General features: G+C 69.4%; 7 protein-coding genes. 5 read left to right on the top strand and 2 right to left on the bottom strand.

The features are described from left to right. Positions 1-56: 56 nt before the first annotated feature. The gene (hrpA, locus tag AC1VXD_RS15080) at positions 57-4,139 is read left to right on the top strand and encodes an ATP-dependent RNA helicase HrpA (RefSeq protein ID WP_482992731.1); all 4,083 of its coding nucleotides are present in this window, start codon (positions 57-59) and stop codon (positions 4,137-4,139) included. A 47-nt stretch (positions 4,140-4,186) separates the two neighbouring features. Here hrpA and AC1VXD_RS15075 read toward each other — a convergent pair whose 3' ends face one another. Then, a complete protein-coding gene (locus AC1VXD_RS15075) occupies positions 4,187-4,711 on the bottom strand; it encodes a hypothetical protein (RefSeq protein WP_482992730.1) in 525 nt (174 codons plus the stop codon). A 410-nt stretch (positions 4,712-5,121) separates the two neighbouring features. Between AC1VXD_RS15075 and AC1VXD_RS15070 the strand changes: the two genes are divergently transcribed. Both AC1VXD_RS15070 and AC1VXD_RS15065 read left to right on the top strand, forming a co-directional pair. Next, on the top strand, positions 5,122-7,281 hold the full coding sequence (locus AC1VXD_RS15070; RefSeq protein ID WP_482992729.1) for a RelA/SpoT family protein: 2,160 nt from the start codon (positions 5,122-5,124) through the stop codon (positions 7,279-7,281). A 30-nt stretch (positions 7,282-7,311) separates the two neighbouring features. After that, positions 7,312-8,877, top strand: a complete 1,566-nt coding sequence (locus AC1VXD_RS15065; RefSeq protein ID WP_482992728.1) for a hypothetical protein — start codon at positions 7,312-7,314, stop codon at positions 8,875-8,877. Here AC1VXD_RS15065 and AC1VXD_RS15060 read toward each other — a convergent pair. Next, on the bottom strand, positions 8,874-10,973 hold the full coding sequence (locus tag AC1VXD_RS15060) for a glycosyltransferase (RefSeq protein WP_482992727.1): 2,100 nt from the start codon (positions 10,971-10,973) through the stop codon (positions 8,874-8,876). The genes AC1VXD_RS15065 and AC1VXD_RS15060 overlap by 4 nt on opposite strands. Before the next feature lie 96 nt (positions 10,974-11,069). On the opposite strand from AC1VXD_RS15060, the gene mrcB reads away from it, so the two are divergent. Both mrcB and AC1VXD_RS15050 read left to right on the top strand, forming a co-directional pair. After that, positions 11,070-13,511, top strand: a complete 2,442-nt coding sequence (gene mrcB, locus AC1VXD_RS15055) for a penicillin-binding protein 1B (RefSeq protein WP_482992726.1) — start codon at positions 11,070-11,072, stop codon at positions 13,509-13,511. Further along, entirely contained in the window at positions 13,511-14,044 is a 534-nt protein-coding gene (locus tag AC1VXD_RS15050; RefSeq protein WP_108769697.1) for a hypothetical protein, read from the top strand. Before mrcB ends, AC1VXD_RS15050 begins: the two co-directional genes overlap by 1 nt. Positions 14,045-14,188: the final 144 nt, after the last annotated feature.

The following is a 14,188-nucleotide window of genomic DNA, read 5'->3' as shown; positions in this document are numbered from 1 at the left end:
CACAGTAGATCAGTCTCGATGACTGGTCGCTTTCAAAGTTTTGAACGAACCGATTGATGAACGCTATCGATAAAAATCCGTCACCCCGCCTGCGCCAACAGCGTGCCGCCATCGACGGCGCCATGAGCCGCGACCGGGGCCGTTTGCTGGGAATGCTCTCGCGTTGCCAGGCCAAACCGCAGGATGCTGCGCTGGCCGCTACCTTCGAGCAGGCCTTGCAGGCGTCGGTGCAGCGCCGGCAGGTGCGGGCGCAACAGCAGCCGCCGATTACTCTGGACCCGCAGCTGCCGATTGCGCGTGAAGCCGAGGCGATCATCGGCCTGATCCGCGACCACCAGGTGGTGGTGATCGCCGGCGAAACCGGCTCGGGCAAGACCACCCAGCTGCCGAAACTGTGCCTGGCCGCCGGCCGTGGCCAGGCAGGCATGATCGGCTGCACCCAGCCGCGACGGATTGCCGCACGTGCGGTGGCCAGCCGCGTGGCGCAGGAACTGCAGAGCGAACTGGGCCAGCTGGTCGGCTACCAGGTGCGCTTCAACGACAAGGTCAGCGAAGACAGCCGCATCAAGTTCATGACCGACGGTATTCTGCTGGCGGAGATCGCCAGTGACCGCTGGCTGTCGAACTACGACACGATCATCGTCGACGAGGCGCACGAACGCAGCCTCAACATCGACTTCCTGCTGGGCTACCTGAAGCAGCTGCTGCGCAAGCGCCCGGACCTGAAGCTGATCGTGACCTCGGCCACCATCGACACCGAACGCTTCGCCCAGCATTTCGACAACGCGCCGGTGATCAGCGTGGAAGGCCGCACCTACCCGGTGGAAGTGCGTTACCGCGCGCTGGAAGGCGAGGGCGAAGCGCAGGGCGAGCGCACCGTCAACGATGCCATCGTGTCGGCCATCGACGAGATCACCCGCTTGGATTCGCGCGGCGACGTGCTGATCTTTCTGCCCGGCGAACGCGAGATCCGCGATGCGCACCAGTCGCTGGAACGGCGCAAATACCGCAATACCGAGGTGCTGCCGCTGTACGCGCGGCTGTCCAACCAGGACCAGGACCGGGTATTCAACCCCGGCCCGAACCGGCGCATCGTGCTGGCCACCAATGTGGCAGAAACCTCGCTGACGGTGCCGCGCATCCGCTACGTGGTCGATCCGGGCTTCGCCCGCGTCAAGCGCTACAGCCCGCGCAACAAGCTGGACCGCCTGCACATCGAGCCGATCTCGCAGGCCAGCGCCAACCAGCGCAAGGGCCGCTGCGGGCGTGTTGCCGAGGGCATCTGCTACCGCCTCTATGCCGAGGCCGATTTCCAGGCACGGCCGGAGTTCACCGATCCGGAAATCCGCCGCTCCAGCCTGGCCGGGGTGATCCTGCGCATGCTGCAGCTGGGCCTGGGCCGCATCGAGGAGTTCCCGTTCCTGGAAGCGCCGGACGAGCGCGCCGTGGCCGATGGCTGGCAGCAGCTGACCGAGCTGGGCGCGATCGATGCCGAGCGGCGCATGACCACCATTGGCAAGCAGATGGCGCGCCTGCCGGTGGACGTGAAGCTCGCGCGCATGCTGGTGGCCGCGCAGGCCGCTGGCTGCCTGCGGCCGATGCTGGTGATCGCCTCGTTCCTGGGCATCCAGGACCCGCGCGAACGCCCACCCGAAGCGCGCGGTGCGGCCGACAGCGCGCATGCGCAGTTTGCCGATGGGCGCTCGGAGTTCGTCGGCGTGCTGCGCCTGTGGGACGGCTACCGGCAGGCCCACGAAGACCTGACCCAGTCCAAGCTGCGCGACTGGTGCGGGCGCCACTTCCTTGGTTTCCTGCGCATGCGCGAGTGGCGCGAGCTGCACCGCCAGCTGCGCCTGCTGTGCGAGGAACTGGGCTGGAAGGAAGAAACCGCCGAGGCCTCGATGGCACCGCTGCTGGCTGGCAGCAGTGCGCCGGCCCCGGCGCGTGATGATGCAGCGGCAGTGAAGGCCACCCGTGGCCAGCTGCACCGCGCCGCGCGCCTGGCCCGCGAAGGCAAGGCCGAAGGCGCACCGGCCCCGGTGGCCGTGCGCGAACAGAAGGAACAGGCGCCGGCCGGCGGTGGTTTCAGCGAACGCGTGCGCGCCGCCGCCTACCAGACCCTGCACCGTGCACTGGTGGCGGGCCTGCCGACGCAGATCGGCCACCGCACCGAGAAGGGTGATTTCCAGGCGCCGCGCCAGCGCCGCTTCCTGCCGTTCCCCGGTTCGGCGCTGTCCAAGCGACCGCCGCCGTGGCTGCTGGTGGCCAACCTGCTGGACACGCAGAAGGTCTGGGGCATGACTCTGGCCGCGATCGAGCCGGACTGGGTGATTGCCGAGCTGCCGCACCTGCTGCTGCGCAAGCACTTCGACCCGCACTGGTCGCGCGCGCAGGGCCAGGTGCTGGCCTCCGAGCAGATCAGCCTGTTCGGTCTGGTGCTGGCACCGAAGAAGCCGGTTCACTACGGCCGCATCGAGCCTGGCGAGGCGCATGACATCTTCGTCCGCCAGGCCCTGGTGACCGGCGAGATCAACACGCGCGCCAGCTTCGTCGCCGACAACCAGAAGGTGCTGGAACTGGCCCGCGAGGAAGAGGCCAAGCTGCGCCGTGCCGGCATCGTCGCCGACGAGGACTGGCAGGCGCGCTGGTACCTGGACCGCGTGCCGCCGCAGATCCATTCGGCCGCTGGCCTGGACACCTGGTGGAAGGCGCTTCCGCCGGAACAGCGCAGGACCCTGCACTGGTCGCTGGTCGACCTGCTGCCGGGCGAGGGCAGCGAGCAGGAGCGTTACCCCAGGTACCTGCCGCTGGGCCAGGCGCGGCTGCCGCTGCATTACCGCTTCGAGCCGGGTGCCGACGATGACGGCGTGACCCTGGACGTGCCGCTGCACCTGCTCAATGCACTGGACCCGGTGCAGCTGGGCTGGCTGGCACCGGGCTTCGTGGCCGACAAGGCCTCGGCGCTGATCCGCAGCCTGCCCAAGGCGATGCGCCGCAACTACGTGCCGGCGCCGGACTTCGGTCGAGCCTTCGTCGAGGCGTTCCCGCAGCCCAGCGCCGATGCCATCACCGGTGAACTGGCGCGCTTCCTGTCACGCGCGACCGGCGCGACGGTGACCGCGCTCGATTTCGAGCCGGGTTCGATCGAACCGCACCTGCACATGAACCTGCGCCTTCGCGACGAGCACGGCGAGGTGCTCGCGACCTCGCGTGATCTCGATGCGCTGCGTGCAAAGTTTGGTGGCCGTGCCGGCGATGCCTTCGCCGCGCGTGCCGGGCGCGAGATGGCGGCCGACGGGCTGCGTACGTTCCCGGCGACGCCGATTCCGCTGCAGGTGCCCGGCGAAGCCGGCGTGCCCGCGTACCCGGCGCTGCTGGACGAGGGTGACAGCGTGGCGCTGCGCATCTTCGCCGACCGCCAGCAGGCGCAGGAAGCCCATCCGCTGGGCGTGCGCCGCCTGCTGGAGATCGCCCTTGCGGAGAAGGTGAAGCAGGCACGCAAGCAGCTGCCGGTCGCCCCCAAGACCGGCCTGCTGTACGCGGCCATCGAATCGCAGGAGCGCCTGCGTGGCGATCTGGTCGATGCGGCGATGAACGCGGTGCTGGCCGAGGGTCTGGAAGACATCCGCGATGCAGCGACCTTCGAAAAGCGTCGGGACCATGCGGCCAAGGCGCTGTTCGGCGAGGCGATGTCGCGGCTGAAGCTGGCCGAGACCATCCTGGCGCTGGTGGCCGAACTGAAGCCGCTGCTGGAAGCACCGCTGATGGGCTGGGCGCGCGGCAACCTGGACGACATGGAAGCGCAGCTGGTCGGCCTGATCCACCCGGGGTTCCTGCGCGATACGCCGGCCGATGCGCTGGGGCAGTATCCGCGCTACCTGAAGGCGATGATCCTGCGTACCGAGCGCGCCAAGCGCGATCCGCCGCGCGACCAGGCGCGCATGCTGGAACTGACGCCGTTCCTGGATGCGCTGAGCGAAGGGGATGCGCAGGGCCTGCGCGAGCGTCCGCAGTGGCAGGCGCTGCGCTGGGACCTGGAGGAACTGCGGGTCTCGCTGTTCGCGCAGGAGCTGGGTGCGCGCACCGGCATCTCGGCAAAGAAACTGGCACAGCGGGTAGCCGCGCTGCGCCAGCTGTGACCAGATGACGCCGGGCCATGCCCGGCGTCATCGCATGGGTCGAAACGTTACTTGGTACGGCGGACCTTGGCCTGGATGTTCACGCCGTCCACCTTCATGTACCACACGCCCAGCAGGCCGGGCTTGATGCTGACCTTCGGCGATGGCTTGCGCACGCCGGACACGCTGGTGGCGTCGACCTGTTCCCAGACCTGGCCGTTGTCCAGGGTGTAGGTGCGGCCCTTGCCGAAGCCGCGGAACTCGCCCTGCAGCACGCCGGTGACCGGCTCGCTGCTGCCGAAATCGAAGAACCCGCGGTTCTTCACGATCACTTCCTGGCGGCCTTCCTCACGCGCTTCTTCGCGCACCGCGGCCACGGCCTGGGTGGTGGCTGCTTCGACCTTGCCCTGCAGCCAGCGGTTGAGCGTGGCCAGCTCGGCGGCACTGAGCTTGTCCAGTCCGGCGGCCTTGAACTCCTGGGGGCTCATCTGCTGCTGCAGATCGCCATCGACAACGCGTTGGGCCAGGGCCGGCAACGCGACGGAGCACAGAACAAGGGCGATACACAGCGGGCGCAGCTGGCGCAGGGACATGGCGTTTCTCCTGGATGTGGCCCGAGTGTAGAGCAGCGCAGGCGACGCGGCACCTGCCCTGGGACGTGCGCTGCGACCGCCAAGCGCTGACAGGCCGGCAGCGGGCCACCGCGTTCGCGGCGCAGGTATTAGTAGTTGCCGCCGACCATCCAGAAGAAGGCCATCACGACCGGATAAAAGAAGGCGAAATTGAACAGCAGCGTGACGGATGAATCGTTTTCCATCCACGACATCGGCACTCCCCGCAGGCATGCTGCGGAATATCACCGCAGCGGCCTCGACCATGCCGGCGCCTGCCGCCACAGTCAGGCGCCGGCATGAACACATGAGCGCCGATGGTGGCCTTGGCGATTGTTCCTGAACGGGCAGAGCGTTACCGTAGAGCCCTCTGTCTTTGATGTCCGACTGCTGTGAACCGCGCGTCTGTCCCCGGCCTGGAAGCCTTGTTGAACCGCCCTGCGGCGGCGGTGCTGCCCGCGCCGCTGCGAGAAGCCCTGCTGCAGCTGTGGGAAGCTGCCGATACCTCGCATGCGATGCGCGGCAGCAGCTGGTCGGTGCTGGCCGATACGCTGGACGCGCTGGCCCTGCTGTCGGCCGATGAAGGCGCGGTGCTGGCCGCGCTGCTGTTCGACCTGCCGGGCCTGCGCGCGCACCTGGACACGCTGCCGCTGGGCGGCCACAAGACGGCGGTGATCGGCCTGCTCGATGGCCAGGACGCCGCCGATCCGGTCTGGGCGCTGCATGCCGGCCGCGACGCGGGACGCAACAGCGAAGGCCTGCGCCGCCTGCTGCTGGCCATCATCCACGACCTGCGGGTAGTGCCGATCCTGCTGGCGCGGCAGCTGGCGCGCATGCGTGCAGCCGACAAGCTGGACGAAGAACAGCGCCGCGCACTGGCCCAGCTGACCCGTGACATCCATGCCCCGCTGGCCAACCGCCTGGGCATTTGGCAGCTGAAGTGGGAGCTGGAAGACTTGGCGTTCCGCCACCTCGAGCCGGACACCTACCGCCGCATCGCACGCGAGGTGGACGAGACGCGCATCGCCCGCGAGCGCTACGTCGAGCACGTCAAGAAGACGCTGTCGCGCGAGCTGGCCGCACAGGGCATCCATGCCGAAGTGAGCGGGCGGCCGAAGCACATCTACAGCATCTGGCGGAAGATGCAGAAGAAGCGGCTGGCCTTCGACCAGCTGTATGACATCCGCGCAGTGCGGGTGATGGTCGACGACGTGGCCGCCTGCTACGCCGCGCTGGGCGTGGTGCATGCGCTGTGGGCACCGGTGCCCAGCGAGTTCGACGACTACATCGCCCGCCCCAAGGCGAACGACTACCGGTCGCTGCATACCGCCGTGGTCGGCCCGGAAGGGCGCACCATCGAAGTGCAGATCCGCACCCACGACATGCATGCGCAGGCCGAGCTGGGCGTGGCCGCGCACTGGAAGTACAAGGAAGGCAGCAAGGGCGCCGAGAAGGCCTTCGATCGCAAGATCACCTGGATGCGCCAGCTGCTGGAGCAGGCGCAGGACGGGCAGGGCAACGAACTGGCCGGCGCGCTCGATGCCGAGCTGACCGAAGACCGGGTCTATGCGCTGAGCCCGAAGGACGAGGTGCTGGACCTGCCGCAGGGCGCAACCCCTCTCGATTTCGCTTACCAGGTGCACACCATGGTCGGCCACCGCTGCCGTGGCGCCAAGGTCAACGGCCGCATCGTGCCGCTCACCTATCGGCTGCGCAGCGGCGACCGGGTGGAGATCCTGACCGGCAAGGAGGCCGACCCGCGCCGCGACTGGCTGATGCCGGCACTGGGCTTCCTGGCCAGCAACCGTTCGCGCGAAAAGGTGCGCAGCTGGTTCCACAAGCTGGACCGCGCGCGCAACGTGCAGGCCGGCCGCGAGCTGCTGGAGCGCGAACTGAAGCGGCTGGGCCTGCAGCATTCGGACCTGGCCGCGGCCGCGAAGAAATTCCATGCCGACAGCGTCGACGACCTGTACATCCAGGTGGCGCTGGGCGATACCGGGCCCAACCAGGTCAGCCGTGCGCTGCTGGAAGCCGAGCGTGCGGCCAGCCAGCCGGCGTCGGCGCCGACCCTGCCGCGGCCGACCGCGCGCCGCGAGAACCTGGGCAAATCCAAGTTCACCGTGCAGGGCGTGGGCAATCTGCTGGTGCAGCTGGCGCGCTGCTGCCAGCCGGTGGCCGGCGAGCCCATCGTCGGTTACCTGACCCGTAGCCGCGGTGTCACCGTGCATCGTGCAGACTGCGCGTCGCTGGCGCGGCTGTCCGCCGCCAGCCCGCAGCGCATCCTGCCGGTGGAATGGGGCCAGGCCGGCAACGGTTACGAAGTGGACGTGGTGGTCGACGCGGTCGACCGCCGCTGGCTGCTGAAGGACATCACCAACCTGATCGCACAGGAAGACGCGTACGTGCTCGACATCCACAGTGACAACGTGCGCAACAGCGGCCGCGCGCACCTTCGGCTGCGCCTGAAGGTGAGCGATTACGGCCAGTTGTCGAACCTGCTGGGGAAGCTGGATGCACTGCCGGGCGTGAGCGAGGCGCGTCGTCTGGGCTGAGCTTCACGCTGCCCCGGCTACCCTGCACGCATGGAACGCGAGCCCCCGCATCGCCGCCACGGCGCCGACCACCCCGCGCTGGACCGCGTTCGCCGCGAGGGCCGCTGGTGGTGGCTGCAGGCACGCCACGCGCGCCGGGTCTGGCGCTGGGCGCTGCTGGCGGCAATGGTGGTGTTCGTGGCGCTGGTGCTGCTGCGCAAGCCGCTGGCCGACTGGTTCTGGGACGAACCGCAGATTGAACAGCTGCTGGCCGAGGGCGATCGCGCGCTGGTCGCGGGGCGGCTGACCGCAGCCGATGGCAGCGGCGCGCGTGAACGCTACCAGGCCGCGCTGGCCCTCGACAACGATCGCCTGCAGGCGCGGCAGGGGCTGGCAAGCACCGGCGTGGCGGCGTTGCGGCAGGCGCATGAGCGGCTGCAGGCCGATGATCTGGACGGCGGCGCGCAGGCGCTCGCGCTGGCCCGCGAACTGCAGGTGCCGCAGGGCCAGGCCGATGCCGTGGCGCGGCAGCTGCAGGCGCGGCGCAGTGCGGGCGCGGGGATCGGCGCCTTGCTGGCGCAGGCGCGCAATGCGTTCGCGGCCGGCCGCCTGGATGAGGGAGACAGTAGTGCGCTGCCGCTGTTCCAGCGCATCCTGGCCCTGCAGCCGGACAACCTGTCGGCGCTGGAAGGGCGCGAGGATGCGCTGAGCGACCTGCTGCAGCGCGCCCGCGCGCTGGCTGCGCGCGGCGAGCTGGCGCAGACCGCGGCCCTGCTGCAGCGTGCGCGCCAGTTCGATGCCGGTCACAGCGATCTGCCGGCCAGCCAGGAAGCGCTGGCGCGCGCGGTCGACCAGCGCCTGCGGCAGGGCCAGCGTGCGCTGAAGCAGCAGACGCTGGACGCCGCGGCCAACGCCTTCGACGCCGTGCTGGCAGTGGCGCCCGATGATCCCAATGCACTACGCGGCCGCGAACAGACGGCGCAGGCGCTGCTGGCACGCAGCCAGCGCCAGGCCGCCGATTTCCAGTTCGAAGCGGCCGAGACCGACCGTGCGCGTGCCGCTGCACTCGGCGCATCGCAGGCGGCATTGCAGCAGGCGGCGCAACGCATCCAGCGCGCCCAGCAGGCGCGGCAGGCGCAGCAGCAGCCGGCAGTGAGCACGGCCCAGCGCGAGCGGAAACTGCGCGACCACCTGCGCCAGATCGATCGCGCCGAGCGTGAAGGACGCTGGATCAGCCCGCCCGGGCACAGCGCGTTCGACGCGCTGCGCGAGGCACAGGCGTTGGCCCCGCGCGATGCGCGGGTGAGGGCGGCTGCCGCGCGCCTGCTGCCGGCCAGCCGGCAGTGTTTCGATGACAACCTGCGGCAGAACCGGGTACAGGCCGCGGGCGCCTGCCTGCAGGCCTGGCAGACCCTGGCGCCGACCGCGACGGGCCTGCCGTCGGCACGGGTGCGGCTGGCACAGCGCTGGCTGGCCATCGGCAGCGAGCGGCTGGGCCGCGGCGACGTGGCCTTCGCTGCGGCCGCTGTGGACCAGGTGCGCCAGCTGCAGCCGGACCTGTCGGAGCTGGCCGCGTTCGAGCAGCGCCTGCGGCAGGCCGGCGGGCAGCTGGATTAGTCGAAGAACACCCGCTGCACGGTGGCCCGCGCCGCATCCAGCGAGAAGTGCTGGGCGACGTTGGCCAGGCCCGCATCGGACAGCTGCTGCCACAGCTGCGGGTCCTGGTAGAGGCGCACGACCTCGGCCGCGAACGTAGCGGCGTCATCGGCCACCAGCACGTCCTGGCCCGGCTGTAGGTGCATGCCTTCCACCGCGCACGTGGTGCCGACCACCGGCTGGCCGTGGGCCATGCTCAGGTTGATCTTGCCCTTCACCCCGGCGCCGAAGCGCAGCGGGGCAATGGCGATGCGCGCACCGTCCATGTATGGCACGATGTCCTCGACGAAGCCGTGCATTTCCACTCCGGGCTGGCCGGCGGCCAGCGCCAGCAGGCTGTCCGGTGCGGCCGCGCCGATGCAGTGCAGGCGCACTTGCGGCAGCTGCGCGCGGATGCCGGCGAAGACCTCGCCGATGAACCATTCCATCGCATCCAGGTTCGGCGGGTGGCGGAAACCACCGACAAACACCAGGTCATGGCGCTGTGCATATGGCGCGCCTGCGCCGGCCACTTCATGCAGGTTGGAGATCAGTTCCACCCGTACGCGCGGTGCATCGGCCTGCAGCTGTTTGCGCTCGGCGGCACTGACCAGCACGGTGACGTCGCACTGCTCCATCACCGCCAGTTCGCTGCTGCGGGTGCGTTCGGCCGCACGCAGCAGGCCGGCGTCACCGGCCACTTCGGCGCCTCGGCGCTCGCGCAGATAGTGCAGGTCCACCGTGTCGAACACGGTGCGTGCCTGCGGCGCATAGCGCTTGAGCAGGGGCAGGCATTCGTTGGCCACGTGGTGGCGTACCAACAGGGCCACGTCGAAGCGTGCACTGTGGTTGCGCAGCCAGCCGGCCACGCCGTCGATGAACGGTGCGTACCAGACTTCCACGCCCATGCGCTGCAGGGCTTCGGTGGCCGCGCCGCCGTGCTCGCGCCGGGTCGGCACGAACACCACGTGGGCCCCGGCCTGCAGCAGCAGGCGGATCAGGTTGACCTGCCTCAGCGAGGCCGAATCGCGCTCGGGGCGCGGGACTTCCTCGTCCAGGATCAGCACCTGGCGGCGGCCGCGGTACAGCAGGCCGGGCGAGGGCACTTCGCCCACGGCCGGGTGGCGCGCCAGTTCGGTGGCCCATTTGGCGGCGAAGATGCCCTGGTTGCGCACCTGGTAGGCTTTCACCCCGCTGCCGGTATCGGTGCCGTTGCTGGTGCCTTCATCGTGGATGACCCGGCTCGCCGGCTGCACCAGCACACGGCGGCCCAGCGCCCGCACGCTGAAGGCCAGGTCGGTGTCTTCGTAGTAGGCCGGCTTGTAGCGGGTATCGAAGCCGCCGAGCTGCTGCCACAGTCCTCGCGGCAGCATCAGCGCCGCACCGGAGCAGTAGTCCACGTCGCGCAGGCTGGCATAGCGTGGGTCGTCGGCGGCCTCGAAGCGACCGTAGCTCCAGCCGCTGCCGTCGGCGAAGATCACCCCGCCCGATTCCTGCAGGCGGCCATCGGGATAGAGCAGCTGGCTGCCGACCAGGCCGGCCTCCGGCACCGCAGTGAAGGTGTCCAGCAGGGCGTCCAGCCAGCCCGGCTGCGGCACCGTATCGTTGTTCAGCAGCACCACGTACTGGCCGCGCGCGCGCTCCACGCCATCATTGCAGGCGTCGATGAAACCGCCGTTGCGCTCACGCACCTCGTAACGCACGCCGGCAATCTGCGGCATCCACTGCACGGTGGCGTCGCTGCTGCCGTCGTCGACCACCAGGATCTCGCAGGCGGCCGTCGGCGGATGCGCGGCCAGCGCCCGCAGGCAGGCCAGGGTGTGATCGGCGTGGTTGTAGACCGGGATGATGATGCTCACCACCGGCGATTCGCTGAAAGGCACGCTGAACGGCGCGAACGCCTGTGCGGGCGGCAGGTACAGCGGGGCACGCGGGGCCGGCACGGCACGCTGGCTGTGCACCCGGATGCGCTGCCAGGTGGCCCGCCAGCCGCGGGTCCGAAGGCTGGCCAGGCTGCGCCGGGCCAGGCCCGTCAGGCGATTGATCAGGTAGCGGATTTCGGCCAAAGACATCGCCATCCGGTTGCAACTCCAGCTTAAGCGGGGGAACACGGGGGAATCCGCCAGCCACGGTGGCTGGGGTAGACTCGCCTGACCCTACATTCTCGCATTCCCGTGCCCCGACGCTACGATTCCGACGACATCGACGATTTCGACGACGACGACCAGCAGGACTCCGGTCCCCTGTGGCGCCGCCGGTTGATCACCTGGACCATGGCGGCAGTCGCGTTGGGACTGGGTTTCCTCATTCCCTATACGCTGTACCTAAACCAACAGGTCACCCAGCGTTTTGGCGAACTGCGCTGGCAGATTCCGACGCGTGTCTATGCGCGCCCGCTGGTGCTGGTACCCGGCAAGGCCATGGACGCGGCCACGCTGAAGACCGAACTGGCGGCCTCGGCCTACCGCGATGATGGCCACGGCAAGGACCCGGCCACCTATGCGGTGCAGGGCGGGCGCTTCACCATTTCCAGCCGCGGCTACAACGATGTCGATGGCCACGTCGCTGCCAAGCGGGTGGAGCTGTCGCTGTCCGGCGGCAGCATCGCGTCGCTGCGTGACCCCGATTCGCGCAAGGCACTGAAGGCCGCCCGCCTGGATCCGGCGCGCATCGCCACGCTGTACGGGCAGAAGCAGGAAGAGCGCCGCCTGATCCGCATGAACGAAGCGCCGGACCTGCTGGTGACCGGCCTGCAGGCGGTGGAGGACAAGGACTTCAACCGCCACCACGGCATCGACCTGTCCGGCATCGCGCGCGCGGTGTGGGTGACCATCCGTTCCGGCGGCCAGAGCCGCCAGGGCGCGTCCACGCTGACCCAGCAGCTGGCCCGCAGCGGCCTGCTCGGCATCGGCAAGGAACAGACCCTCACCCGCAAGTTCAATGAAGTGCTGTACGCGCTGATCATGGAAGCGCGCTACGACAAGCGCACCATTTTCGAGGCCTACCTCAACCAGGTGTACCTGGGGCAGCGCGGCAGCCAGGCGATCCACGGCATGTCCTCCGGCGCCGAGTTCTGGTTCGGTCGCGACCTCTCCTCGCTGGACACCGAGCACATCGCGCTGCTGATCGGGCTGGTCAAGGGCCCCTCCTACTACGACCCGCGGCGCAACCCGGAGCGCGCGACCGACCGCCGCAACTTCGTGCTGGGCAAGCTGCACGAAGCAACCCTGATCGACGATGCCGAGTACCAGCGTGCGCTGAAGGCGCCGCTGGGCGTGCCCAAGAGCCCGGGCTTGGTGGCAGCCAACCGCTTCCCCGCCTATGTCGACCTGGTGCGTCGCCAGCTTGGCCATGACTACCCCGAATCGGCCCTGCAGGGCGCCGGCCTGAGCGTGATGAGCGGCATGTCGCCGTCCGCGCAGGCCTACGCCGAAGGCGCGGTCACCCGCACCATCAAGTCGCTGGAGAGCAAGCGTCGCCCCGAGCTGCAGGCGGGCATGGTGATGACCGACGTGCACAACGGCGACGTGGTGGCGGTGATCGGCAGCCGCGAAGTGTCCGAGGTCGGCTTCAACCGTGCCATCGAGGCACAGCGCCCGGTCGGTTCGCTGCTGAAGCCGTTCGTGTACCTGCTGGCCCTGGCCCAGCCGGACCGTTATTCGCTGGCCAGCTGGGTGGATGATTCACCGGTGACGGTGCAGCTTGGCCGTGGCCGCAACTGGAGCCCGGGCAACGCGGACAACCGCAGCCACGGCACGGTGCGACTGATCGACGCGCTGGCCCATTCCTACAACCAGGCCACCGTGCGCGTGGGTATGCAGGTCGGTCCGGAGCGGGTGACCCAGCTGATCCACGTGCTGGCGGGCATCAAGGCCGAGGCGAACCCGGCGGTGATCCTCGGCTCGACCGACCAGAGCCCGTACGCGATGGCCCAGCTGTACCAGTTCCTGGCCTCCGGTGGCGAGATCCAGCCGCTGCATGCGGTGCGGGGCGTGCTCGATCCGCAGGGCAAGCTGCTCAAGCGCTATGACAAGACCCCGGCCCCGGCCCAGGAAGGCGATTCGATTGCCGCCAACCTGATCAGCATCGGCCTGCAGCAGGTGGTCGCCAGCGGCACCGCGCAGCGCCTGAACGCCGATGGCCTGGGCCGCCTGCAGCCGGCCGGCAAGACCGGCACCACCAACGATGGCCGCGACAGCTGGTATGCCGGTTACACCGGCGACCACCTGGCGGTGATCTGGATGGGCAACGACCAGAACGAACAGGCTGGCTTGTACGGCGCCACCGGTGCGATGCGGGTGTGGTCGGGCATCTTCCAGCGCCTGCCGAGTGCGCCGTTGAAGGTCAGCAACAAGGGCCTGGACTGGCAGTCGGTGGCTGCCACCGGCACCAACAGTACCGATGAAGGCTGCCCGGACGCCCGTCGCTTCCCGTTCGTGGTCGGCTACGCGCCGGCCTACGCCCCCTGCACCCCGGCTGCGTTGCCGGACGAGCAGGGCGGTGAAAGCGAAGGCGGTGGATGGCGCAGCTGGTTCGGCCTGGACCGCAAGCAGGAACCGCCTGCCGCCGAACCTGCCGCAGCGCCCACTGCCGCCCCTCCTCCTCCCAGCCGGTGATGCCGATGACCCTTCGATCCCTGTATCCGCTGCTGGCCGTGACCGGCCTGAGCCTGGCCCTGGCCGCCTGCGTGAGCAGCCCGCCGCCGGCAGCCAAGCCGGTGGATACCACCACGCCGGCCCAGCGCCTGGCCAACGTGGAAGCCGCCGCTGGCCCGGACGACAAGGAACTGTCGGTGCAGCCGCTGCGTGATTCGCAGGTGGAAGACCTGCGCCAGACCGCACTGGCCCAGCGCCAGGGCAACGACCTGGCCGCCGCTGCCGGCAGCCTCGACCAGGCGCTGCAGATCGTGGCGGGCGACCCGGCGGTGCTGCAGGAACGCGCGGAGATCGCGCTGCTGCAGGGTCAGTGGGCCGAGGCGGAAACCTTCGCGCGCAAGGCGGTGGACCTGGGTTCGAAGACGGGCCCGCTGTGCCGCCGGCACTGGGCGACGATCGAGCAGTCGCGCCTGGCGCGGGGCGAGAAGGAGAATGCGGTGTCGGCGCATGCCCAGATTGAAGGCTGCACGGTGCCGGGGATCAAGCGGTACTGAGTTTCCAGCCAACGGCGCAGCCCCTCGTGGCGGGTCGCAAAATGCGGATCATGTGATTGGGCCCGGGGGGGGGGGGGCGGGGAGGGCAGGGCGGGGATGCACCACGCTCATAATGTGGCTGACCAAAAAAGAGGGGTGGTGGGG

The sequence above is a fragment of the Stenotrophomonas sp. STEN054 genome (genome assembly GCF_056854535.1).
Note: the sequence above shows the minus strand (reverse complement) of the source record. Positions and strands in the feature narration are given on the sequence as shown.